General features: G+C 76.0%; 23 protein-coding genes. 8 read left to right on the forward strand and 15 right to left on the reverse strand.

All coding sequences use genetic code 11. The features are described from left to right. Positions 1 to 38: 38 nt before the first annotated feature. On the forward strand, positions 39 to 1,055 hold the full coding sequence (locus tag OMK64_RS14500; protein WP_272729075.1) for a UDP-glucuronic acid decarboxylase family protein: 1,017 nt from the start codon (positions 39 to 41) through the stop codon (positions 1,053 to 1,055). Here the strand turns inward: OMK64_RS14500 and OMK64_RS14505 are convergent. Genes OMK64_RS14505 through OMK64_RS14550 form a run of 9 tightly spaced genes read right to left on the reverse strand, consistent with a single transcriptional unit; the run spans position 949 to position 11,317 of the window. Then, the gene (locus OMK64_RS14505) at positions 949 to 2,142 is read right to left on the reverse strand and encodes a glycosyltransferase family 9 protein (protein WP_272729076.1); all 1,194 of its coding nucleotides are present in this window, start codon (positions 2,140 to 2,142) and stop codon (positions 949 to 951) included. The two genes, OMK64_RS14500 and OMK64_RS14505, sit on opposite strands and share 107 nt — an antisense overlap. Then, complete coding sequence (locus OMK64_RS14510) at positions 2,133 to 2,837, reverse strand: SDR family oxidoreductase (protein WP_272729077.1); 705 nt, start codon at positions 2,835 to 2,837, stop codon at positions 2,133 to 2,135. The genes OMK64_RS14505 and OMK64_RS14510 overlap by 10 nt, the downstream gene beginning before the upstream one ends. Beyond that, a complete protein-coding gene (locus OMK64_RS21125) occupies positions 2,834 to 4,225 on the reverse strand; it encodes a PfkB family carbohydrate kinase (RefSeq protein WP_272729078.1) in 1,392 nt (463 codons plus the stop codon). The genes OMK64_RS14510 and OMK64_RS21125 overlap by 4 nt, the downstream gene beginning before the upstream one ends. Continuing rightward, entirely contained in the window at positions 4,222 to 4,914 is a 693-nt protein-coding gene (locus OMK64_RS14520; protein ID WP_272729079.1) for a D-sedoheptulose-7-phosphate isomerase, read from the reverse strand. Before OMK64_RS14520 ends, OMK64_RS21125 begins: the two co-directional genes overlap by 4 nt. Next, entirely contained in the window at positions 4,911 to 6,122 is a 1,212-nt protein-coding gene (locus tag OMK64_RS14525) for a glycosyltransferase (protein WP_272729080.1), read from the reverse strand. The genes OMK64_RS14520 and OMK64_RS14525 overlap by 4 nt, the downstream gene beginning before the upstream one ends. After that, positions 6,119 to 7,069 carry a glycosyltransferase gene (locus OMK64_RS14530; protein ID WP_272729081.1) on the reverse strand — a complete coding sequence of 317 codons (951 nt, stop codon included), beginning with the start codon at positions 7,067 to 7,069 and terminating at the stop codon, positions 6,119 to 6,121. Before OMK64_RS14530 ends, OMK64_RS14525 begins: the two co-directional genes overlap by 4 nt. After that, entirely contained in the window at positions 7,066 to 8,076 is a 1,011-nt protein-coding gene (locus OMK64_RS14535; protein WP_272729082.1) for a glycosyltransferase family 9 protein, read from the reverse strand. Before OMK64_RS14535 ends, OMK64_RS14530 begins: the two co-directional genes overlap by 4 nt. Next, positions 8,073 to 9,674 carry an HAD-IIIA family hydrolase gene (locus OMK64_RS20920; RefSeq protein ID WP_308201790.1) on the reverse strand — a complete coding sequence of 534 codons (1,602 nt, stop codon included), beginning with the start codon at positions 9,672 to 9,674 and terminating at the stop codon, positions 8,073 to 8,075. Before OMK64_RS20920 ends, OMK64_RS14535 begins: the two co-directional genes overlap by 4 nt. Beyond that, complete coding sequence (locus OMK64_RS14550; protein WP_272729083.1) at positions 9,671 to 11,317, reverse strand: carbamoyltransferase family protein; 1,647 nt, start codon at positions 11,315 to 11,317, stop codon at positions 9,671 to 9,673. The genes OMK64_RS20920 and OMK64_RS14550 overlap by 4 nt, the downstream gene beginning before the upstream one ends. 276 nt (positions 11,318 to 11,593) lie before the next feature. On the opposite strand from OMK64_RS14550, the gene OMK64_RS14555 reads away from it, so the two are divergent. Further along, on the forward strand, positions 11,594 to 12,211 hold the full coding sequence (locus OMK64_RS14555; protein ID WP_272729084.1) for an ANTAR domain-containing protein: 618 nt from the start codon (positions 11,594 to 11,596) through the stop codon (positions 12,209 to 12,211). Between the two features lie 10 nt (positions 12,212 to 12,221). On the opposite strand, the gene OMK64_RS14560 is transcribed toward OMK64_RS14555, so the two are convergent. Genes OMK64_RS14560 through OMK64_RS14575 form a run of 4 tightly spaced genes read right to left on the reverse strand, consistent with a single transcriptional unit; the run spans position 12,222 to position 16,828 of the window. Beyond that, positions 12,222 to 14,054: a CheR family methyltransferase gene (locus tag OMK64_RS14560; protein WP_272729085.1), complete on the reverse strand. Its 1,833-nt coding sequence runs from the start codon at positions 14,052 to 14,054 to the stop codon at positions 12,222 to 12,224. A 34-nt stretch (positions 14,055 to 14,088) separates the two neighbouring features. Next, positions 14,089 to 15,186 (reverse strand): chemotaxis protein CheB, encoded by a 1,098-nt coding sequence (locus tag OMK64_RS14565; protein ID WP_272729086.1) that lies wholly within the window; start codon positions 15,184 to 15,186, stop codon positions 14,089 to 14,091. Next, positions 15,183 to 15,788, reverse strand: coding sequence for a hypothetical protein (locus OMK64_RS14570; RefSeq protein WP_272729087.1), 606 nt, complete (start codon positions 15,786 to 15,788; stop codon positions 15,183 to 15,185). The genes OMK64_RS14565 and OMK64_RS14570 overlap by 4 nt, the downstream gene beginning before the upstream one ends. Positions 15,789 to 15,829: 41 nt before the next feature. After that, positions 15,830 to 16,828, reverse strand: coding sequence for an ANTAR domain-containing protein (locus tag OMK64_RS14575; protein WP_272729088.1), 999 nt, complete (start codon positions 16,826 to 16,828; stop codon positions 15,830 to 15,832). 285 nt (positions 16,829 to 17,113) lie between these two features. Between OMK64_RS14575 and OMK64_RS14580 the strand changes: the two genes are divergently transcribed. After that, the gene (locus OMK64_RS14580; RefSeq protein ID WP_272729089.1) at positions 17,114 to 19,021 is read left to right on the forward strand and encodes a pectate lyase-like domain-containing protein; all 1,908 of its coding nucleotides are present in this window, start codon (positions 17,114 to 17,116) and stop codon (positions 19,019 to 19,021) included. An 82-nt stretch (positions 19,022 to 19,103) separates the two neighbouring features. Here OMK64_RS14580 and OMK64_RS14585 read toward each other — a convergent pair whose 3' ends face one another. Next, positions 19,104 to 19,286: a hypothetical protein gene (locus tag OMK64_RS14585; RefSeq protein ID WP_272729090.1), complete on the reverse strand. Its 183-nt coding sequence runs from the start codon at positions 19,284 to 19,286 to the stop codon at positions 19,104 to 19,106. A 257-nt stretch (positions 19,287 to 19,543) separates the two neighbouring features. Between OMK64_RS14585 and rbsK the strand changes: the two genes are divergently transcribed. Then, complete coding sequence (gene rbsK, locus OMK64_RS14590) at positions 19,544 to 20,449, forward strand: ribokinase (protein WP_272729091.1); 906 nt, start codon at positions 19,544 to 19,546, stop codon at positions 20,447 to 20,449. Positions 20,450 to 20,523: 74 nt separating this feature from the next. Here the strand turns inward: rbsK and OMK64_RS14595 are convergent, their stop codons facing one another. Further along, positions 20,524 to 20,754: a hypothetical protein gene (locus OMK64_RS14595; RefSeq protein ID WP_272729092.1), complete on the reverse strand. Its 231-nt coding sequence runs from the start codon at positions 20,752 to 20,754 to the stop codon at positions 20,524 to 20,526. 46 nt (positions 20,755 to 20,800) lie between these two features. On the opposite strand from OMK64_RS14595, the gene OMK64_RS14600 reads away from it, so the two are divergent. The 4 genes from OMK64_RS14600 to OMK64_RS21130 are packed head-to-tail and all read left to right on the forward strand — an operon-like array spanning position 20,801 to position 23,245. Then, positions 20,801 to 21,289 (forward strand): MarR family winged helix-turn-helix transcriptional regulator, encoded by a 489-nt coding sequence (locus tag OMK64_RS14600; protein ID WP_272729093.1) that lies wholly within the window; start codon positions 20,801 to 20,803, stop codon positions 21,287 to 21,289. A 14-nt stretch (positions 21,290 to 21,303) separates the two neighbouring features. Next, positions 21,304 to 21,807 (forward strand): nitroreductase/quinone reductase family protein, encoded by a 504-nt coding sequence (locus OMK64_RS14605; protein ID WP_272729094.1) that lies wholly within the window; start codon positions 21,304 to 21,306, stop codon positions 21,805 to 21,807. Beyond that, positions 21,804 to 22,664, forward strand: coding sequence for an NmrA family NAD(P)-binding protein (locus OMK64_RS14610; protein ID WP_272729095.1), 861 nt, complete (start codon positions 21,804 to 21,806; stop codon positions 22,662 to 22,664). The genes OMK64_RS14605 and OMK64_RS14610 overlap by 4 nt, the downstream gene beginning before the upstream one ends. Continuing rightward, a complete protein-coding gene (locus tag OMK64_RS21130; protein WP_272729096.1) occupies positions 22,661 to 23,245 on the forward strand; it encodes a TetR/AcrR family transcriptional regulator in 585 nt (194 codons plus the stop codon). The genes OMK64_RS14610 and OMK64_RS21130 overlap by 4 nt, the downstream gene beginning before the upstream one ends. Positions 23,246 to 23,255: the final 10 nt, after the last annotated feature.

Genomic DNA, 23,255 nt, shown 5'->3' on the forward strand with positions numbered 1-23,255 from the left:
CGGGCCAGCGGCCGCAGCACGTCCGAGAGGCTGCCGCCATGACGTCGTCCGCCGCGAGCCCGTCGCCGTCGTCCCGTCCCTCGCCCCGCGGCTCGTCGTCGCCGGGGCACGGGCGCCGGGCCGTCGTCACGGGCGGGGCCGGGTTCCTCGGCAGCCACCTGTGCACGCGACTGCTCGCCGACGGGTGGGACGTCGTGTGCCTCGACAACTTCCTCACCGGCGACGCCGCGAACGTCGCGCACCTGCTCGACGACCCCGCCTTCCACCTGCGGCGCTGCGACCTCGTCGACTTCGTGCACGTGCCCGGCGACGTCGACCTCGTGCTGCACTTCGCGTCGCCCGCGTCGCCCGTCGACTACGCGCAGCTGCCGATCGAGACGCTCAAGGTCGGGGCCGACGGGACGCTCCACGCGCTCGGGCTGGCCCGGGAGAAGGGTGCGCGGTTCGTGCTCGCGTCGACGTCCGAGGTGTACGGCGACCCGCAGGTGCACCCGCAGCCGGAGACGTACTGGGGGCACGTCAACCCGGTCGGTCCGCGCGGCGTCTACGACGAGGCCAAGCGGTACGGCGAGGCGCTCACGACCGCGTACCGGACGGTGCACGGCGTGCGGACCGGCATCGTGCGGATCTTCAACACCTACGGGCCGCGGATGCGGCCGTTCGACGGGCGCGCGATCCCGACGTTCGTGCGGCAGGCGCTCGCGGGCGAGCCGCTCACGGTCGCGGGCGGCGGGTCGCAGACGCGGTCGGTCTGCTACGTCGACGACCTGGTCGACGGCGTCCTGGCGATGGCCGCGAGCGAGGAGCCCGGGCCGATCAACGTCGGGAGCCCCGAGGAGCGGACCGTGCTGCGGATCGCGCAGGACGTCGTCGCGCTCACCGGGAGCTCGTCGCAGATCACGCTCGTGGGGCGGCCCGTCGACGACCCCGAGGTGCGGCGGCCCGACATCAGCCTCGCGCGCGCACGCCTCGGGTGGGAGCCGCGGGTGCCGTGGACGGACGGCCTGGAGCGGACCGTGGCGTGGTTCCGGTCGGCGCTGCAGGTGCCGGCGTGAGCGCGACGCGCCCGCGGTCGAGCTGAGCCAGCGCGGCGGCGAGCACCTCGCCGACGCCGATCCGGTCGAGCGCCGGGTCGACGCTGCTGCCGTGCGGGTCGCCCGTGCCGTCGCCGTGCCACAGGACGGTGTGCCGGTCGACGTCGAGCAGCGGGCCCCAGCGGTCGGGCGCGACGGGCCCGAACAGCAGCACCGACGGGACGCCGACCGCGGTCGCGACGTGCGCGACCCCCGTGTCCCCGCACACCACGAGCCGCGCCGACGCGACCGCCTGCACGAGCGCCGGCAGGGTGAGCGTGCCCGCGAGGTCGCGCACCCGGAGCAGGTCGCCGGGCGCGCGCAGGCCCGCCACGACCGCGGCGCACACGTCCCTCTCCGCCGCCGACCCCGTCACGTCGACGAGGTAGCCCGCGCGTGCGAGGTGTCGGGCGAGCTCCGTCCAGCGCTCGACGGGCCACCGTCGCGCAGCCGACGCCGCACCGGGGTGCAGGACGACCTCGCCGCGCGCGTGCGACACGCGCGCGGCGTGGCCCTCCGGCGCGGGCAGGCGCAGGTCGTCGAGGCTGCACGTGCCGCCGGCGGCGTGCACGAGCCGCATCCACCGCAGCACCTCGTGCTCGTCGGACCGCCAGGCCGGACCTGTGGGCACGAGCGCGTCGGCGAACGTCACCATGTGCCGGGGCTGCGTCGCGAGGAGCCGTCGCGTGCTCTCCGGACCACGGCCGTGCAGGTTGACGGCGACGTGGCCCCCGCCGACCCACGGGACCGCAGGCGGGGCGGCGATGCCGTCGGCGGGCAGCACGCGGTCGCACACCCCCGCCTCGCGCAGCCACGCGCCCACGGCCTCGGGCCCGACGACCGTGACCCGGGCGTGCGGCCACGCGCGCCGCACGCCCCGCAGCGCGGGCACGGCGGTGAGCGCGTCGCCCAGCCCGAGCGCACGCAGGACGAGGACGTCCTCGACGTCATCCGCGTGAGGCGGTGCGAGTCCGGTGAACAGCGCGCCGCCGTCGGCGGACACGTCCGCCGCGGCACGCCCGCGGTGGCCGTCGGCCCCGCCCGGCGCGTCGCGCGGCGTCAGGGCCACGACGACTCGCCCGGCGCCATCACGAGCATCTCCCGGATCTCGCTCCCGCGCGGCTGCCGCAGCGCGGCCAGCACGGCGACCGCGGTGTGCGCGGGGTCCTGCAGGTCCGCGTCGGGCCCGGGCTTGTACTGCTCGGTCCGGCCGTCGAAGAACGGCGTCCGCATGCCGCCGGGCACGAGGAGCGTCACGCCGACGCGGCCCGCGAGCTCGGCCGCGAGCGCCTGCGTGAACCCGCGCACGCCCCACTTCGACGCGCAGTAGGCCGTCGCGTCGGACACCCCGCGCAGCGCGAGCGTCGACGCGACCGTCACCACCGTCCCGTGCGACTCCTCGAGGTACGGCAGGCACGCGCGGACGGTCGCGACGGTGCCGAACAGGTTGACGCGCACCACGCGCTCCCAGGCGTCCGCGTCGATGTCGGCGAGCGGCCCGCACGCGTCGATGCCCGCGGCCGTGACGACCGCCGACGGCGGCCCGACCTGCGCGACGAGGTCCGCGACCGCACCCGGCACGGCGGACGAGTCGGCGAGGTCGACGGCGACCGACGGGACGTCGTCGACCGCGTGCAGGTCCAGGACCGCGGGGGTGCCGCCCGCGTCGTGCACAGCGCGCACCACGGCCGCGCCGAGGCCGCTGGCGCCCCCCGTCACGAACACGGTGCCGAGGTCGCGGGCGGTCGTGGCAGTCGTCGTCATGCTCTCTCCTGGGGTCGTGTGAGGGGTCCGGCCGACGCGCGCGCGACGAGGCCGGTCGTCGACCAGCCCGGGACGAACGGCACGAGCACGACGCGCCCGCCGTGCGCCTGCACGACCTGCGCCTCCGGCAGGTCCGCGAGGTCGTAGTCGCCGCCCTTGACCCAGACGTCGGGCCGCAGCTCGCCGAGCAGGCGGACGGGGTCGTCGTCGTCGAGGTCGACGACGACGTCGACGCAGTCCAGCGCCTCGAGCACGCGCCGCCGCGACCCGGCGGGCACGAGCGGCCGCGTCGGACCCTTGAGCCGGCGCACCGACGCGTCGGAGTTGAGCAGCACGACGAGCGACCCGCCGAGCCTGCGCGCGGCGTCGAGCGTCGCGACGTGGCCCGCGTGCAGCAGGTCGAAGCACCCGCCGGTCGCGACGACCGGGCCACGCGCCCCGAGCCGCGCCCGGACCATGGCCGGCGACTCCCGCTCGGGGGAGGCCGTGTGCGGTGACCCCTGCGGGAGCGACCGGTAGGCGGCGGCCCCGCCCGCGGCGACCCAGCCGGTCGCGGCCTCGACCGCGCGCACGACTGCGTCGAGCACCGTGCAGCCCGTCGCGAGGTGCAGCGCGGCCGTCGCCGCGAACCGGTCGCCGGCACCGCACGGGTCGCCGTGCTCGACGTGCCCGGCGGGGACGACGACCGCGCGCCCGTCGCGCCGGGCGAGGCACGCACCCTGCGCGCCCGCCGTCACGACGACCGCGTCGACGTCCCACCGCCCGCACAGGTCGGCGGCGAGCTGGTCGGGTCCGCCGCCCGCGGACCCGGTGGCGCGCATCGCCTCCGCGACGTTGGGCGTCACGAGCGCGGCACGGGGCACGGGCGGGCCGCCGCGCGGGTGCGGGTCCCAGACCAGAGGCGTGCGGGCCGCGGCCCGCGCGAGCAGCGTGCGGAGGCCGGGGTGGGTCGTGACGCCGCCGCCGTAGTCGGACACGAGCACTGCGTCGGCGTCGCGCAGCGCCTCCTCGACCGCGTCGAGCGGCACGTCGGTGGGCTCGCCGGGACCACCCTCGTCGAGCCGGACGAGCGAGGTCCCCGCGGCGCGGACGCGCGTCTTGCTCCGCGTGGCGCCCTCGTGGCCGACCGCCACGACGGTGAGACGCGGCTCGAGCATCGCCCGCAGCCGCCGGCCGGCGTCGTCGTCGGCGACGGGCGCGACCAGGCGGACGTCGGCGCCCGCGTCGGCGCACAGCAGCGCCGCGAGGCCCGCGCCGCCCGGGCTCTCGGCGGTCCGCTCGACGTCGACGACCGGGGCGGGCGCGTCGGGGCACAGCCGGTCGGACGTGCCGAGGACGTCGCGGTCCAGCAGCACGTCGCCGACGACGACCACGCGCGGCGCGCTCACGCCGGCACCCCGTCCCGTCCGCCCCTGCCGGGCCTGGCGTCGCCGGGCCGGCGACCGGTCGACGCCGCCCGTCGCTGCGTCGCGCGCCCGTCGGCCGACGGCAGGTGGTGGTCGACGGCCGCGCACAGCGCGTGCACGGCGACGAGGTGCACGGCCTGCACGACGGCGGTCGTGGACGCGTGTACGCACACCGCCGACGTCGCCGCCGCGGCGAGCGGGTTGGGGTAGCGCCCGGTGAGCGTCCAGACGTGCAGGCCGAGGCGGCGGCCGACCTCGGCGGCGTGCACGACGTTCGGGCTGCGGCCCGACGTGGACAGCAGCACGAGCACGTCGTCGGTGCGCCCGTGCGCCTCGACCTGGCGCGCGAACACCTCGTCGGCGCCGTAGTCGTTGACGATCGCGGTCACGCTCGCGGACTCGGCGCACAGCGCGATCGCCGACAGCGCCCGGCGCTCCCCGGCGAACCGTCCGACGAGCTCCGCGGTGAGGTGCTGCGCCTCCGCGGCGCTGCCCCCGTTTCCCGCGGCGAGCAGTCGGCCGCCCGCGGCGAGGTGGGTCGCGAGCCGGTGGCCCCACCGCTCGATGACCTGGCCGTCGGCCTGGAGCGCGTCGAGCGCGTCGTCGAGCTCGCGCCGGTGCACCGCGAGCCAGCGGTCGGTCGCCGACAGGGTCGGCAGCGCGGCGGTCATCCGGCCACGACCTCGGACCGGGCGCCGCCGACGAGCGACGCGTAGACCTCGGCGGTCGACGCGGCGACGTGCTCCCACGTGTACCGCGCGCACGCGAGTCGACGGGCTGCGCGCCCGAGCTGCTCGCGGGCCTCCGCGTCGCCCAGCAGGACACGCAGCGCGGACGCGAGCGCGACCGGGTCGCGCGGGGGCACCAGGACGCCCGTGCGCCCGTCCCGGACCGTGTCGAGCAGCCCACCGACCGCGCTGCCGACGAGCGGGACGCCGCACGCGGCCGCCTCGAGCGGCACGATCCCGAACGGCTCGTACCAGGGCGTCGCGACGACGACGTCCGCCCGACGCATGAGCGCGGCGACCTCGTCGTGCGGGATGCTGCCGAGGAGCCGGACCCGGTCCACGACGCCGAGGCGCGTCGCGAGGTCGACCAGCCGCCGCGCCTCGGGGTCGCTGTGGAGCTGCGACCACGGCGGCCCGCCCGCGACCCACAGCTCGGCACCGGGCACGTCGGCGAGCGCCGTGAGGATCGTGTCGACGCCCTTGCGCTCGACGAGCCGTCCGACGGTCAGCAGGCGTCGGCCGCGTGCGGCGGGCCGCCGAGGCGGTCCGGGTGAGAAGAGGTCGGTGTCGACGCCGCACGGCACGACCTGCACGTGCCCGACCGGGACGCCGAGCCGCGCGAGCTCGGACACCTCGTCGGAGCAGGTCGCCACGACCGCGTCGACGTTGCGCCCGATCATCGCCTCGGCCTCGACGCGGCCGGGCGGGCTCGTGTCCTGCACGCCCTGGAACCGGCGCTTGACCGAGCCGAGCGCGTGGAAGGTCTGGACGACCGGCACCCGCACGACGGCCGCCGCCTGGAGGGCGGCGAGGCCCGACATCCAGAAGTGCGCGTGCACGACGTCCGGCCGGTCCGCGCCACCCCACAGGCGTACGAGCTCGTGCGCCATGTCCGGCACGTACGGGAGCAGGTCGTCCTTCGGGACGGCCGTCGGCGGGCCGGCATCGAGGTGCCGGACGCGCACGCCGTCGCACAGGGGCACGTCGGGCGGCAGGTCGGGGTCGTCCCGCCGCGTGTAGACGTCGACGACGTGACCCGCCTCGGCGAGCGCCCGCGCGAGGGCAGCGACGTGGACGTTCTGCCCGCCCGCGTCGACGCCTCCGAGCACCGCCAGCGGGCTCGCGTGCTCCGACACCATCGCGATCCTCATCGGGTCACCTCCTTCAGCACCTGCTGCCAGTCGGACAGGAACCGGTCCAGGCCGAACCGGTCGAGGGCGTGCGCCCGGGCGGCCGCGCCGATCGCGCGGGCCTCCTCGGGGTCGGCGAGCCAGCGCCGGGCCCGCGCGACGAGCGCGTCGACGTCGCACGTCACGAGGCCGGCCCACGAGGGCACCGCCTCGGGCGCCGCGGTCGTCGCGAGCGCGAGCACGGGCATGCCGATCGTCATCGCCTCGATCAGCGACAGGCCGAGGCTGGTCCAGCGGAACGGGTGCAGGTAGACCCGGCAGGCGGCCATCGCGTGGTGCAGCGCGCGCTGGTCGAGGTCCGCGGTCCGGCCGCGCAGGGCGGGAGTCGTGAGCTCGAGCTCGGACGTGCCCATGCCGAACACGCGCAGCGGGAGGCGCTCGGCGAGGTCGACGACGAGGTCCGTGCCGACCGCGCGACCACGGCGCACGGGCTCGTTGACCACGACGGCGGCGTCGGGCCGCTCGCCCGTGAACAGGGCACCCGGATCGGGGATGCCGTGCGCGACGACGACGGTCGGCGCGCGCCCGCAGTCCCAGACGACGGCGTTGAACGTCGAGACGTGCACCACCGGCACGTCGGCGCGGTGCGCCAGCACGTGCCGCGCGGAGCCGTCGAGCGCACGGGGCGTGTTGTGCTCGACGTACACGGCCGGGACGTCGACGCCGGGCCGTCGTCCGGTCCACCGCTCGACGAGCTCGGCCTCGTGCGGGCGCTGCAGCACGACGACGTCGACGTCACCGAGGTCGTCGGGCGCGTGCTCCTCGACCGACCCGGGCCAGGTCCAGGTGCGCGCGCGCCCACGCCCGTCGGGCCCCCGGTCGGGCAGGACGGGCAGGACGTAGGTGTCGGGGCCGCGGACGAACGCGTCGGTCCACGAGCCGTGCACGTGCCAGAGCAGGATCCTCATGCGCTCACCACCCGGGCCTCCCGGAGCGCGTCGACCGCGGCCACCACCGCGCCCGGCGCGACGTCGGACAGGCACGGGTGCCCCGCGACCGGGCACCGGCGGGCGGAGGTCCCGGCGCACGCCGCGCGCTGGTCGCCGAGCAGCACGTGCGGCACGCCCCACGGACGCCAGCGCTCCGCCGGGACGACGGGTGCGAACAACGAGACGACGGGCGCCCCGACGGCCGCGGCGAGGTGCGCCGGGCCGGTGTTGCCGACGACGACCGTGTCCGCCCCCGCGAGGACGGCGGCCAGCAGCGGCAGGTCGGTCCGCCCGCCGAGGTCGGTGGCCCGGCCGCCCGCGACCGCCGCCGTGAGCGGTCGCTCGCCCGGCGAGCCCGTGACGACGACCGCGCCGCGGTCCGCGAGCGCCTCGACGACCGCGGCCGCGTGCCCGCTCGCGAGCGCCCGCGCCGGCACGGACGCGCCCGGGTGCACGACGACGTACGGCTCGTCGGGCACGAGCGCCGACGCGTCGGGCAGCGGCGAGCGGACCGCGAGGCGGTCGTCCGCGGGTCGCGGCACGCCGCACGCCTCGACCAGGTCGAGCGACGCGTCGACCTCGTGCCGGCCGGGGCGGCGGCGGTGCCGGACGTCGAGCAGCGACCCCGGGTAGTCGTCGCTGGTCGCGGCCACGACGGGCACGCCGGCGAGGCGCAGCAGCAGCGCGGCCGGCAGCGGGCTCTGGTGCCAGGACGTGAGGACGACCGCGCGGTCGTAGCGCGCGGCGCCGACGGTCGCGAGCAGCGCCTCGACCGCGGCGCGGTCCGTGGGCGGCGGCACGTACCCCGACCACGGCGCGTCGAAGACGTGCACCGCGCGCACGTCGGGCAGCAGGTGCGCGGCGGCGGCTCCGGCCGGTGACACGAGCAGGTCGAGCGGTCCGGCGACGGCGAGCGCGCGCACGGCCGGGCCGGCGAGCAGCACGTCACCGTCGCTGTCGAGGCGCACCACGAGCGTCGTCGTCATCGCGCACCCCCGACGGACACCGGGGTGGAGGCCGCAGGTGTCGTCGCCGCCGCCACCGCGCGCGCCTCGTCGTCCGGCGGGACCGTCGCCGCCAGCATCGGCCGCAGCACGTCGAGCGCGGACGCCAGGTCGCCGGTCACGCGCGCGGTCGACATCGCGTGCGCGACCTCGTCGGCGCGCGTCGCGGGCGTCGGGACGAGCACCGGGACCGCACCGGCGGCGAGCGCGCACGCGACGTCCGCGCCGATGTCGCCGACGACCGCGCACTCCCACGGCGCGACGCCGAGCTCGCGCGCGGCGCGCAGCACGAGGCCCGGCCCCGGCTTGCGGCACGCGCAGCCGTCGTCGGGTCCGTGCGGGCAGACCTGGATCGTGCCGAACGGCCCGAGCAGGCGCTCGACCTGCGCGTTCACCGCCGCGACCTGGGCCGGCGTCTGGAAGCCGCGCGCGATGCCGGACTGGTTGCTCACGACGCCGACCGCGACACCCGCCTCCCGGAGCGCGTCGAGCACGGCACGGGCTCCCGGCACCGGCTCGACCGCGCCCGGGTCGACGGCGTAGGGGACGTCGTGCACGAGCGTCCCGTCGCGGTCGAAGAGCACCGCGCACAGCGGTGGCCGCCAGGGTGGGGCGCCGCGGCGGTGCGCGAGCGTGCCGCGCAGCTTGTGGGTGACCGCGACGGGCGGGATGAGCAGCGTCGTCCACGCCATCCGGGTCCACTCGCGCGCCCAGCCCGCGTGACCGGGACGGGGACCGGGGGCGACGCGCCGCCACAGGAGCTCGCCGGTCAGCGCGGCCCACACCAGGGCGGGGAGCGCGGCGACGCGTCGCGCGCGCACCGTCCACGCGGCGAGCGCGAGGGCCCCCGCGCCGACCGTCAGGGCGTGCCGCCCCGACCGGCCCGGGCCGGTCTCCGCGACGTCCCGCCAGCGGCGGCCGTGCAACGCGCGCAGCAGCGCGTCGTCGGCGTTCCCGGCCTGGACCTTCACGCTCACGCCCGCCGTCGCCGGCCGCACGGGGTGCCACGTCGTGCGGGACCCGCGCTCGAGGTCCCACCCCGCGCGGCGGACCCGCAGGGCGAGGTCGGCGTCCTCGCGGTAGGCGCGCGGGAACCGCTCGTCGAACCCGTCGACCTCCGCGAGGGCCGCGCGCCGGTACGCCATGTCGGCGGTCGCCCACGCGGCGTCCTCGAGTCCCGCGGTCGACCGCTCCCAGTCCGTCGGCGGGGTCGGGCCCAGCGGCACGTGCAGGCGCGCCTGCACCCCGCCCGTGCGCGGGCCGGCCGCGGCCAGGTCGTCCGCGAGCCCGCGCGCCCACCCGTCCGGCAGCAGCACGTCGTCGTCGAGGAACAGGACCCACTCGGCTTCGACGCCGCGCCAGCCCGCGTTCCGCGCCGCCGCCGGGCCGCGACCGCCGCTGCGCACGACGCGTGCGCCCTCGACGACCAGCGGGGCCCGGTCGGCGAGCGGCCGGTCGTCGACCACGACGACCTCGGCGGGCGGTCCCAGGCGTGCGGGGACGTCCTGCGTCCGCAGGCCCGCGAGGAGCCGGTCGAGGGAGGGCCGGCCGACCGTGGGGACGACGACGGCCCAGGTCACGGCGTCGCCTCGAACAGGTCCCGGCGCCGGACGGTGTGCCCGCCGAGCACGAGGAGGTCGACGGGCGACGAGCCGAACAGCTCGAGCGCGTCGTGCGGGCTGTCGACCATGGGCCGCCCCGCGGTGTTGAGGCTCGTGTTGATGACGACGGGCAGACCCGTGAGCGCCTCGAACCGGTCGAGCATGTGCGCGAGCCGTTCGTGCGTGCGCCGGTCGACCGTCTGGATGCGCGCGGTCCCGTCGACGTGCACCGCGGCCGGGATGCGGTCGCGCCACGTGTCGGCGACCTGGTGGACGAACAGCATGTACGGGCTCGGGACCGGCCCGCCCGAGAACAGGTCGGCCGCGCGCTCGAGCAGCACCATCGGCGCCACGGGGCGGAACTGCTCGCGACCCTTGACGTCGTTGAGCCGCTCGAGGTTCTCCGCGAAGCCCGGGTGCGCGAGCAGCGACCGCTGACCGAGCGCACGCGGGCCGAACTCGCTGCGGCCGTCGAACCACGCGACGACCTCGTCGCGGGCCAGGGCCTCCGCCGCGGCCACGGCCGCGTCACCCGTCCGGAACGGCACCTTCGCGCGCCGCAGCTCCGCGGCGACCTCGTCGTCGGACCACCCGCGGCCCAGCGCGGCGCCCGGCATGGGCCGCGGCACGTCGCCGCCGTCCACCGCGACCGTCAGGGCGGCACCGAGCGCGGTCCCCGCGTCGCCCGACGCGGGCTGCGCCCACACCTCGTCGAACCCGGCCTCGCGCCAGATGCGCGAGTTCGCGACGCAGTTGAGCGCGATGCCGCCCGCGAGCGCCAGGCGCGTCTCACCGGTCCGGTCCCGCAGCCAGCGCGCGAGGTCGACCAGCACCTCCTCGAGCCGCACCTGCACCGACGCGGCGAGGTCGGCGTGCGCGCCGCCCCACCCGTCGGCGTCGTGCCGTGGGGGCGCCCACCGGCTCCAGTCGGGCGGCACGGCGACGAACCCGCCGTCGCCGGTCGCGGTCAGCAGGTGCCGCAGCTCGTCGAGGTAGCGCGGCGTGCCGTACGACGCGAGCGCCATGACCTTGTACTCGTCGCTCGACCGCAGGAAGCCCAGGTGCTCGGTCAGCGACTCGTAGACGAGCCCCAGCGAGTGCGGCAGCACCTGCGTCGACTCGACCGTCAGCCGCCCGTCGCGGTACGCGCCGAGCAGCGCCGACGCGCTCTCGCCCCGCCCGTCGAGCACCATGACCGCGCACCGGTCCCAGCCGACGGCCAGCGCGGCCGACGCGGCGTGCGCGACGTGGTGCGCGACGAACCGCACGCGCTCGCGCGGCAGGCCGGGCAGCGCCGACGCGAGGAAGCCGGGCGCGTGCTCGGCGTACGTGCGGCGCAGGTGGTCCCACGGGTCGTCGAGACCCAGGTCGGCGGCGTCCTTCGCGAGCGACGGGTCGAACCCGTACGCGACGGCGTCCAGGTCGGCCGGCGCCAGGGCGCCCGCGTCGAGGCACGCGCGCATCGCGAGCGTCGGCAGCTCCCAGGCCGCGAACGGGACGGGCCGCTTGCCGTGCTTGCGACGGCTGAGGCGCTCCTCCTCGATCGCGGCGACGACCTCCCCGTCGACGACGAGCGCCGCGGACGAGTCGTGGAACACCGCGTTGACACCGAGCACACGCATACCGGTGGCCTCTCGGCGGGGGCGCCCTGCGTCGCGGGCTGCACCACGTGCGGCGCCCCTCCGGACCAGCCGCGGAGCGCGGCATCGACCCGGATCAGGCCACCGTGGCCCACTTCTCGGAGAACCGCATCTCGAACCGCTTCTCGCCCGCGGCCCTCCCCGCGGGCGCGCGCACGAGCGGATGCCGCCCCGACGGTGACTGCGTAGCCTGGGCAGATCATCCGGTGGTGGGTGTCCAGCCAGGGGCCGATCCACCGTGCTTCACGAGGTGCACGCATGGAAGACCTCCTGTCGGGGCAGTTCCACCTGCCCGCCGACGGTGGTAGGCCGTGGTGGTCCGACGAGCTCTACACGCTGCTCGGCATGACACCCGGCGACGTCCCGCCGACCCTCGACGCCCTCACGCGCCACGTGCGCGTCGACGAGCGCGACGCGCTGCGCGAGGCGGTCGAGGCGTGCGCGCGCGACGGGATCGCGTTCGCGCAGGTCCACACGGTCAAGCGGCTCGAGGGCGAGGGCCGCGTGATGGCGGTCGCGGGGGTCGCCGAGGAGTCGGCCGGCGGCGGCCACGACGTCCGGGGCGTCGTCGTCGACGTGTCGTCGGACGTCCGGGCCCGCGCTGCGCGTGCGGTGAACTCGCGGCTGCCCGAGCTGCTCGCCGAGCGGCCCGTCGTGGAGCAGGCCGTGGGCTGCCTCGGTCTCGTCTACGGCGTCGACCGCGCGGGTGCGCTCGAGATGCTGCGCTGGAGCGCCGACCAGCGGGACGTCGACGTCACCGCGGCCGCACGGCTCGTCATGGCCGCGGCCGCGGCGGCCGGCGGCGACCTCGGCCTGCAGGGCGGCCGGCTCGAGCGGGCCGTCTCGGGCGCGCTGGACGACAGCACGCCCGCCTGAGCGCGACGGGTCAGTCGGAGCCCAGCATCATCACGAGGATCGCGCCGCTCACCCCGGCCCCGCTGCGGCGCAGCGCCGTGATCGTCACGTCCACCTCGACGGTGCGCCCGCGACGGTTCACCGCCGACACCCGCACGGTCGAGTCGGCGGCGTCCCCGACGAGCTGCTGGCGCACGAGCGGGAGGAGTGGTTCGAGCGGCATGCCGATGTCGAGGTCGGCGAGGCTGTGGCCGACCGCCTCGTCCTCGCGCAGGCCCCACAGGTCGATCGCGCCCGCGTTCCACGCGAGCACCTTCATGCCGACGTCGACCACGGCGACGCCCGCCCGCAGGCTCGACAGCACGGACTCCATGAGGTCGTTGAGCTCGCTCACCTGGACGGTGCGCAGCCGCAGCTCCTCGTTGCTGGCGTTGAGCTCGTCGTTCATCGACTGGAGCTCCTCGTTCATGGTCTCGAGCTCCTCGTTCGTGGACTGGAGCTCCTCGTTCGTCGTCTCCAGCTCCTCGACCGTGGACTGGAGCTCCTCGTTGGTGGTCTCGAGCTCCTCGTTCGTCGACTGGAGCTCCTCGAACGCCGCCTCGAGCTGACGGTTCGCGAACTGCAGCTCCTGCTGCAGGTGCCGGTAGCGCGTCACGTCGTTGAAGATCACGGTCGCGCCGAGCGGCTCGGAGTCCGGCCCGACGAGCGGCACGACCTGCACGTCAAGGGACACGCCCTCGTGGCCGGGCCGCTGCCACTCGACGTCGTGCTCCCACACCGACCGGCGCTCCGCCATCGCGGTCTGGATGGCCGAGCGCAGCTCGAGCGGCTTGTACGACACCTCGAGGTCCTGGAACGGGCGGCCCACGTCGCGCGCGGAGATCCCGAACAGCGCCTCCGCCCGGCGGTTGCTCGCGACGAGCTCCCCGGACGCCGCCACGACGACCTGCGCCGCGGGCGCCGACAGCAGCGCCTCGTCGCGCAGGCGCGCCATGTCACTGCCCCCGGGGGTCGGCGCACTCGGCTCGATGGCGGCCCGCCGCTCGGGCACGCCGGCGCCGGCCTTGCGGAAGAAGCGTCGCTTGAGGTCCTGAGGCGTGAACAGGTCGACGTGCGAGAGCAGCATCTCCGCCTTGCCGAGGAACAGCGTGCCGCTCGGCCGCAGCGCGAAGTGCAGCCGGCGGATGATGCGGCCCTGCGTCTCCGCGTTGAAGTACATGAGCGCGTTGCGGCAGATCAGCAGGTCGATGTGGGAGATCGGCGCGTCCTGGACGAGGTCGTTGCGGCCGAAGATCACCGCGCGGCGCAGGTCCTTGCGGATCGCGTGCTGGCCGTCGGGCGTCTGCTCGAAGTAGCGGTCCACGTGCGCGTCGTCGAGTCCGCGCAGCTCGCGCGGCAGGTACGTCGCCGACCGCGCCTTCGCGAGCGCCTCCTCGTCGACGTCCGTCGCGTAGATCTTCACGCGGTCACGGAAGTCGTCAGGCCCGAGCGCGTCCGCGAGCACCATCGCGGCGCTGTACGCCTCCTCACCCGTCGAGCAGCCCGCGCTCCACACCCGGATCGGCCCGTGGCCGCGCGTCACCATCGGCGGCACGACCTCGCGGCGCAGGAAGTCCCACGAGTCGGCGTCCCTGAAGAAGCTCGTGACGTTGATGAGCACCGTGTTGAACAGCGCGGTGAACTCGTCGGGGTTGACCGCGAGGAAGTCCTGGTACTCGTCGAACCCGGCGACCTCGACCGAGGCCATCTGGCGCCGGACCCGACGCATCAGGCTCTGGCGCTTGTAGCCGCTGAAGTCGAACCCGCGCTCCTCCTTGAGGTAGTCGAGCAGCTGCTCGAACTGCGCGTCGGGCCGGTCGTCCACTGTTCCTCCGTCGCCCCGAGGGCTGGTGCGTCACTCACGGTAGTGCCTGCGCGCTGTCGGCAGCGGGCGCCTCGGCTGCGCTCAGGCCGGGTTCGGGGACCAGCCCGGCGGTGCGTTCGACCAGGTCGCGCAGGGCGAGCGCGGACTCGCGCGCCTCCATCGCCTGTTCCGCGAACGTGCGGGCCGTCATCGCGTGGCCGCGCGACGTGGCGTTGCGGGCCATGCGGTCCGACAGCGCCGCCTTCTCCTCGAGCGCGCGCAGCGCCGTCCACAGCGCGCCCTCGACCGCGGCCGCCTGCTGCGCGGCGAGGCTGTGCGGGGACCACGCGTGCCCGACGCGGCAGCGGAACCGGCGCATCGTGCCCTCGTCGATCTCGAACAGGACGCCGTGGCAGTCCGGGCACGCGAACCCGGACGGGACGCCGGGCCGGTCGGGTGCGCTCAGGGCGTCGTCCTCGGGGACGGCCATCGCGACCTCCATGTCCATCAGCGCCGACGCGTCGTCCGGCACCGTGGCCGGACGCGTGCCCGCGACCTCCCGCAGGAGCACCGCGATCTGGTCCACGGGCAGGACCGCGTCGGGCGAGTCGCCCTCCATCGCCGCCTGGGGCATGCCCGCGTAGGTCGCGTCGTCCGGGTCCTGCACGACGCACATCCCGCCGCGTGCCCGGATCGCGACGAGCCCGGCCGTCCCGTCGTCGAGCGTCCCCGACAGGACGACGCCCACGACGCGCGGTCCGGCGGCACGCGCGGCCGAGCGGAACAGGACGTCCACGGCCGGTCGGTGGCCGTTCTCGTGCGGGCCGCGCGACAGGGTGACCGTGCCGTCCGCGACGATCACGTGCCGGTCGGGCGGCGCGACGAGGATGTGCCCCGGCTCGAGGCGGTCGCCCTCGCGCGCCTGCCGCGCCGGCAGGGGCCCCGCACGCTCGAGGATCGACGCGAGCGCGCTGCGGCTCGACGCGGGGATGTGCAGCACCACCACGACGGCGGCCGCGAAGTCGTGCGGGAGGCCCGCGACGAGCTTGCGCAGCGCCTCGACGCCGCCCGCGGACGCCCCGACGACCACGAGGTCGCGCACCGGGTGCGCGTGCGAGCCGTTCGTCGGCACCGGCGTGGCGTCGGTCGTCACTGCGTCGCCTGCTCCCGCGCCACGCCCGGCCGACGCTCGAGCACCTCACGGCTCCGACGCCAGTCCTCCTCCGCGGCCCTGCGGTGGTCCTGCGCGCGCTGCCGGTGGCGTCCCGGGTCCGAGCCGAGGCGCGCCAGCCGCTCGTGCACGTCGGCCGCGGCCTCGTGCGCGAGCGCGGCCCGCTCGAGCACCTCGCCGGACCGGGCGCGCGCGACCGCCGCCTCCCGCTGGGCGTCCCGTGCCGCAACCGCCGCGTCGTCGACGTGCTCGAGCGAGCTCGGCCGGCCCTCGCGCAGCTCGGCGAGACGCCGACGCGCCCGCTCCGCCCGCTCGCCGGCGCCGGGGGACCGCTCGGGCGCGACGGGATCCGTGAGCGACGCCGACCACGGTGCCTGCTGCGGCGCGTCCTCGAGCTCGCTCACGCGCTCGACGACCGTCTCGTCCGGGAGGTCGATGAGGTGCGGCCGCCCGAGCCGGCGCGCCGTGCGCCGACCGCGCGCGATCGCGTGCCACGCGTCGGACGTCGGCTCGCCCTCGACGCGACGTCCGACGAGCGTCACCCAGCCGCCGTCCCACCGGACGGTGCGCACCGCCTCGTCCATCGTCCCCACCTCCGCCCCCGCGAGGTCCCGTCGTGCTCTGCTCACCGTGCGGTGGCGACACCGTGCCGGCGTCTCACCGCCTCCTCGTCGCTCCCGACCCGCACGACGCGTGCGGGCACCACCCCGACCAGCCGCGCCGGGTCGCCGACCGGGACGACGACCCGCACGCGGAGCCGGTCCGACTCGGCCCGCCGGACCGTGCCGGCGAGCAGGTGCCGAGCCGCCGCGCCGACCTCCGCGGTGCGCTCGAGGTCGACGACCAGACCGCCCTGGCCCCGCGCCTCCGACCACGTCGCGGTGATCGCCTCCGCGAGCTGTCGCGCCACGCGCAGGTCGACCCGGCCCGTGACCGTGACGACGGGGCCGTGCGGCCCGTACGGCGTCGTGGTCACCTCGCCACGGTCGACGCGTCGGCGGGGCTCGGCGGCCGGCTCGTGCAGCGCACGCTCGAGCGCGTCGCGCGCCGACGGTGCGAGCCCCTCGGCGTCCCGGACCACGGCGACGACCCGCTGGGCGAGCAGCGCGAGCTTCACGTTGAGCCGCATCGAGCTCCAGCGCAGCAGGTCGAACGCCTCCTGCTCCTCGATCCCGTAGACGAGCATGAGCGCGCCCTTGGCCTGGTCGATGAGCGCGTGCGACGCGAGCGCGGTGCCGAGCTGCAGCTGCGCGTCGCGCTTCGCGGCGGCGGCGACGGCCTCCTCGACGTCGAGCACGAACCCGCCGACGCGGGGCCGCCCGTCGTCGGTGCGCTCACGGGATCCCGTGAGGGTGACGCGCCGCCGGCCGCCCTCGGGCCCGTGGACGCGGTGGGAGACCGCGAACGACGTGCCGTCGCTCACGCACGCGGTGAACGCGTCGCGGACCCGGGCGTGGTCGTCCTCCGGGACGCGGTGGAGGAGCCGCTCCACCCCCGGGGTCTCGGGCCCGTCGACGGGTGACGCGTCCGGGCCGTACGTCGCGTGCATGGTCTCGGACCACCACCAGCCGCCGTCGGCGGCGTAGGTGTAGCGCCCGACTGCTTCGGCTGCGTGCACGGGCATGGGTCCTCCACGCGGCATCACCGCGACACAGGGAAGAGGCTGGGTCCGAACCCCCGAGGTCCGGCGGAGACGCCGATCCGTCGACACTACCGTCGGCCCGCTCGGGGCGCCTCTCGCGGGGACGGACCGGCGGCAGCGGTCCGGCGCGGCGTGGGACGGGCTCTACGCCGTCCCGGTCACCTCCCGGAGACGCGCGTCGTGGACACGTTTCACCTGACTCTTACTAACAGGTCGGTAAGTGTGGTTTCCTCCCGTGTGTCCACCCTCGACGGAGAGGAACCCCGCATGGACCCGCACGTCCCTGCGAGCAGCCGGTCACGACGACGTCGTCGCGCCCCGCTGATCGCGACCCTCGCCCTCGCGCTCGCCGCGACGGCCGCCGCACCCGCCACCGCCCACGGCGGCAGCGCGCCCTCCACCCCGGACCTCGGCCCGAACGTCGTCGTCTTCGACCCGAGCATGCCCGTCGCCGACATCCAGGCGAAGGTCGACCAGATCCACGCCCAGCAGGTCGACGCCGAGATGGGCACCGACCGCTGGTCGCTGCTGTTCAAGCCCGGCGAGTACGGCACCGCCACGCAGCCGCTGCAGATGAAGGTCGGCTACTACACCGAGGTCGCCGGTCTCGGGGCGTCGCCGACGGACGTCGTCGTGCACGGCAAGATCGAGACGTACAACCGCTGCCTGTCCGACGACCCCGCGAACCCCAACTGCATCGCGCTGGTCAACTTCTGGCGCACGCTGTCCAACCTCACGCTCGACATCGACGGCGCCGGCCAGGACGGCTGCCGCGCGTCGGCGAACTTCTGGGCCGTGTCCCAGGCCGTCTCGGTGCGTCGGCTCAACGTCCTCGCGAACGAGGGCGACCCGGGCTTCTCGCTCATGGACTACTGCACCGCCGGCCCGCAGTACGCGAGCGGCGGGTTCATCGCCGACTCGAGGTTCGGCGACGTCGTCAACGGGTCGCAGCAGCAGTGGCTCACCCGCAACAGCTCCGTGCGGAGCTGGTCCAACGCCGTCTGGAACCAGGTGTTCTCCGGCGTCGAGGGTGCCCCCGCCGACGCGACGTTCCCCGACCCGCCGTACACGACGCTCGACACCACGCCCGTCAGCCGGGAGAAGCCGTACCTCTACGTCGACGCGCGCGGCACGTGGCAGGTCCGCGTCCCGTCGGCCGCCGAGGGCACGCGCGGCATCACCTGGGCGAACGGCACGACGCCCGGCCGCTCCATCCCGCTGCGCGACTTCTACGTCGCCAAGCCCGGCGACTCGGTGCTCAAGATCAACGCGCAGCTCGCGCGCGGCAAGCACCTGCTGCTCACGCCCGGCGTCTACGACGTCGCGTCGACGATCGCCGTCTGGCGGCCCGGCACGGTCGTGCTCGGCACCGGCCACGCGACGCTCACCTCCGCCCGTGGGGCGATCCCGCTGTTCGTCGCCGACGTGCCCGGCATCGTCGTCGCCGGCGTCACCATCGACGCGGGCCCGACGAAGTCGCCCGTGCTGCTCAAGGTCGGCCTCGACCACCGGCACGCGCCCGACTGGGGCACCAAGAGCCGCCGCGACCCGATCACGCTCAGCGACGTCTACTTCCGCGTCGGCGGCCCGCACAAGGGCAGCACTGACGTCGCGCTCGAGATCAACGCCGACGACGTCCTCGTCGACCACACCTGGGTGTGGCGCGCCGACCACGGCGTCGAGGGCTTCACCGAGGGCGTGAACGGCGACACCCAGCGGTGGCGCACCAACATCGGCCGCAACGGCGTCGTCGTGAACGGCGACGACGTCACCGCGACCGGCCTGTTCGTCGAGCACTTCCAGCAGCACAACACGATCTGGAACGGCGAGCGCGGACGCGTCGTGCTGTACCAGAACGAGCTGCCGTACGACCCGCCGACGCAGGCCGACTGGACCGAGCCCGACGGCACCCTCGGGTGGGCCGGGTACAAGGTGGGCGACAAGGTGAAGACGCACCAGCTCTGGGGCGCGGGCGTCTACGTGTTCAACCAGAACAACCCGTCGATCGTCACCGAGAACGGGTTCGAGGTGCCGCAGCGTCCGGGCGTGACGCTCGAGCACGTCATGACCGTGAACCTCAGCGCGGGCACCATCCGCCACGTGGTGAACGGCGTGGGCGGTCAGGTGGACAACACGAACACGGGGACCCCGTCGTTCGTCACGTCCTACCCGTGACAGGTCCGGTGGGTCGCGGGCCGTGGCTGCCTGCGACCCACCGGGTCCTCGCGCCGTCGGAGCGGCGCGCCCTCGGCGGGCGTCAGCTCGCGCGCTTCGCGCGGAAGTCGTCCGCCATCTGCTGCGCCTGCGCGTTGATGACCCGGCGCAGGCTGTCGTACAGCAGGCGCGTGCGGACCTCGCTCTCACCGTTGTCGACGGCGCGCTGCCAGGCGCGCTTGGCCGCGGCGACGTCCGCGTTCGTGACCTCGACCCGCATGTCCATCCTCCGAGCATCCCGAGAAGTCCTGGGATGACTCACCTCGAATCGGCCCAGGTCACTCGATCGTGTGCCGACGCCGTGCGCCGTCCGGGTGTGCCCGTCGCCGCCTCGGCGCAACGGCGCCTCGACGACCGCTGCTGGACTGAGACCCACGGTGCGGCGGCCCTGTCGCGCACGCAACCGCAGGGGGACGGCGAACGCGCCGCGACACCGGGCGGGCGTCGCGGCGACGATGTCCCCGTCGGGCAGGAGGAGGCGCCATGGGTCACGACGTCGTGGTTGTCGGGTCGGTCAACGCCGACCTCGTGCTGCAGGTCGACCGGCGCCCGCTCCCCGGGGAGACGGTGCTGGGCCAGGACGCGGTGACGCTGCCCGGCGGCAAGGGCGCGAACCAGGCGGTCGCCGCCGCCCGGCTCGGGGCGTCCGTCGCGATGGTCGGAGCCGTCGGCACCGACGCGCACGCCGCCGTCGCGCTCGACCTGCTGACGTCCGCCGGCGTCGATCTCACGCACGTGCGGACCGTCGACGGCCCCACCGGCCTGGCCGTCGTGACGCTCGCGGGCGACGGCGAGAACTCGATCGTCGTGGTGCCCGGCGCCAACGCCGCGGTGACCCCGGCGTCCGTCGACGCGGCGGACGCGGTGCTGACCGGTGCGCGCGTGTGCGTGCTGCAGGCGGAGATCCCGCTCGGGACGGTCGCGCACGCCGCCCGCCTCGCCCACGACGCCGGGGTGCGGGTGCTGCTCAACGTCGCCCCCGCGACCGCGCTGCGCGACGACGTCGTGCGGCTCGCCGACCCGCTCGTCGTCAACGAGCACGAGGCCGCCCTCCTGCTCGGCCACCCGCTCGACGCCGGGGTCGAGGCTGCGCAGGGCGCCGCCGCCGAGCTCGCCGGGAGGGGCGCGGCGTCGGTCGTCGTGACGCTCGGCGCGTCGGGCGTGGTCGGCCATGAGCACGGTGCCGCGTGGTCGTGGCCCGCCGTGCCCGTCGAGGTCCGCGACACCACCGGTGCGGGCGACGCGTTCGTCGGGGCCCTCGCCGCCGCGCTCGCCGCGGGCGACCCGCTGCGCGACGCCGCACGGTTCGCGACGCGCGTCGCGGCCGCCTCCGTCACGCGCCTCGGCGCCCAGCCGTCCTACCCCTGGGCGACGGACCCGCTGCCATGAGACCGGTCCGGCCCCGGCCGGCCGGACGGTCGCAGCGCCGTCGGCTACCGAGCGCCTCCCGCGGACCGCGTGCGTCAGCCGTCCGCCGAGGGGCGTTCGACCAGGTACGGGCGGCCGTCGTGGCCGGTGACGCGCTCGAACGACTGCCGCATCTCGACCTCCCGGGCGCGCTCGTCCTCGCTGAGGGCGCGGCCGTGGCCGTCCGGCGAGCCGACCGAGGGCGGGCCGACGAAGCGCAGGAAGAACAGCGTCACGTGGTTGTTCAGCGCGTCGAACCGGTCGGCGAAGCCCATCGTGGAGTCCATTCGTGCGCGGATGATTCGTGCACGAACTTATCACTAGGATGCTCGCATGCCGACCACCGTGACCGACGCCTCGGACACCGACCCCCTCGCCCTGGAGGCGCAGCTCTGCCTCGCCACGTCCGCCGCCGCCCGGGCGCTCGTCGGCGTCTACCGGTCGCTGCTCGAGCCGCTCGGTCTCACGCACCCGCAGTACCTGGCGATGCTCGCGCTCTGGCAGCACGGCGACCTCTCGCTCAAGCAGCTCGCCGCCGTCCTGCAGCTCGAGCCCGCGACCACGTCCCCGCTGGTCAAGCGGCTGGAGTCGCTGGGCCTGGTGACGAAGACGCGCGCGGGCGGCGACGAGCGCCAGCTCGTCATCGCGCTCACCGACGAGGGCCGGGCGATGCGGGCCGACGCCGTGGGCATCCCCGCCGCGATGGTCGACCGCCTCGGGCTGACCCGGGAGTCGATCGACGAGATCCGCGTCGGCATGGAGACCCTCCTCGCCGCCTGCCACCGCGCGTCGTCACCCGAGGCCTTCGCTACGACTCCGTAGCGTATCCTGGGCCCATGACCACGCCCGCACCCCGTGCCGTCGAGCGCGTACGCCCGCCCGCGGCCCCGTTCGACCTGTGGAACCGCTCGGTGCGATGGATGCTCTCGTCGCCCCGACGGTCACGGCGCATCGGCGCGCACCTCCTGATCCTGCACGTGCGGGGTCGCCGCACCGGACGCGTGATCGACGTCCCGGTCGCCTACCGCCCGCAGCCCGACGGACGGCTGCTCGTCCTGACCAGCTCGACGTGGCGGCTCAACCTCCGCGACCGCACCGACGTCGAGGTCACGCTGCGCGGGGTCCGGCGCCCGGCCGCCGCGGAGCTCGTCGAGGAGCCGACCGCGGTCGCCGCGGTGTACGCCCGGCTGATCGACGAGGTCGGTCCCCGCCGCGCCGTGCGACAGCTCGGCGTCCGCGTCAACGTGGGCCGCACCCCCACCCGGGACGAGCTCGTCGAGGCCGTCGTGCGCGACCACCTGGCCGTCGTCCTCCTGCGCGTCGAGGACCCGGGCTCATGACCGCGCCCGTGCTCGTCGTGGGCGCCGGCGGCAACGTCGGCGGCGCGGTCGTGCGCTCGCTCACGCGCGACGGCGTGCCCGTCCGCGCGGCCGCGACCGACCCGCGGCGGCTCACCACGCCTCCGGGGGTCGAGACCGTCCGCCTCGACCTGCTCGACCCGTCGACCTTCGCGCCCGCGGTGCGCGGCGCAGGCGCGCTGTTCCTCGTCCGCCCGCCCGCGATCGCCCGCGTCGGCCCGACGTTGAACGCCCTGCTCGACATCGCGGCCGAGGAAGGCGTGGACCACGTCGTGTTCTCCTCCGTGACGGGCGCCGACCGCAACCGCGTCGTGCCGCACCACCGCGTCGAGACCCACCTGCAGGCGTCCGGGCTCCCCTGGACGATCCTGCGGCCCGGGTTCTTCGCGCAGAACCTCGCCGACGCCTACCGCGACGACATCGTCGCCGACAGCCGCATCCTGCTGCCCGCGGCCGACGGCACCGCGGCGTTCGTCGACGTGCGCGACGTGGGCGACGTCGTGGCGGTCGTCCTCGCCGATCCCGACGCGCACCGCGGCGCCGGCTACGTGCTGACCGGCCCGCGGGCGCTCGGCTTCGACGAGGTCGCCGCGATCCTCACGCGCGAGCTCGGACGGCCCGTCACGTACGAGCCGACGAGCGCTCTGCGCTACCTGCGGCACGTCCGCCGCCAGGGCAGGCCGTTCGCCCAGGCCGTCGTCCAGACCGTGCTGCACACCGGTCTGCGCCGCGGCCAGGCCGAGACGGTCGACCCCACGCTCGAGCGCCTGCTGGGGCGCCCCGGCCGCACGCTCGAGCAGTACGTGCACGACCACCGCGACGTGTGGGCGCCGCGGTGACGCCGGACCAGCCCGTCCGCCAGGACCCGCGGGTCGCCCGCTCGCGCGCACGCGTCCTCGCCGGCACGGTCGAGCTCCTGATCGAGCGCGGCATCGCGGGCACGACCATCGACGCCGTCGCCGAGCACACCGGCGTCGCGAAGACGACCATCTACCGGCAGTGGGCCGACCAGCCGTCCCTCGTCCTCGACGCGTTCGGCTCGCTGCTCGACGCACCCGCACCCCCCGACACCGGATCCCTCCGCGACGACCTGCGGGTCCTGCTGACGGGGTTGGCGGCCGCGCTCACCGTCAGCCCCGCCGCGCGGCTGATGCCCGCCCTGATCGACGCCGCAGAGCGTGACGCCCGCTTCGCCGAGCTGCACCGCCGGGAGGCGGCGACGCGGCACGCGCCCGTGCTCACGGTCGTCCGGCGGGGGATCGCACGCGGCGAGCTGCCGGCGGGGACCGACCCCGCGCTCGTCGTCGACCTGGTGACCGGCCCGCTGTTCCACCGTCGCTGGGTCACGGGTGGACGCATCGACGACGCCTTCGTGAGCGCGGTCGTCGACGCCGCGCTGGCCGCACCCGTGGACGTCTGACCGTCCGGGA

Source organism: Cellulomonas fimi, from assembly GCF_028527925.1.
In the GTDB taxonomy this organism is placed as follows: Bacteria; Actinomycetota; Actinomycetes; order Actinomycetales; family Cellulomonadaceae; genus Cellulomonas; species Cellulomonas fimi_C.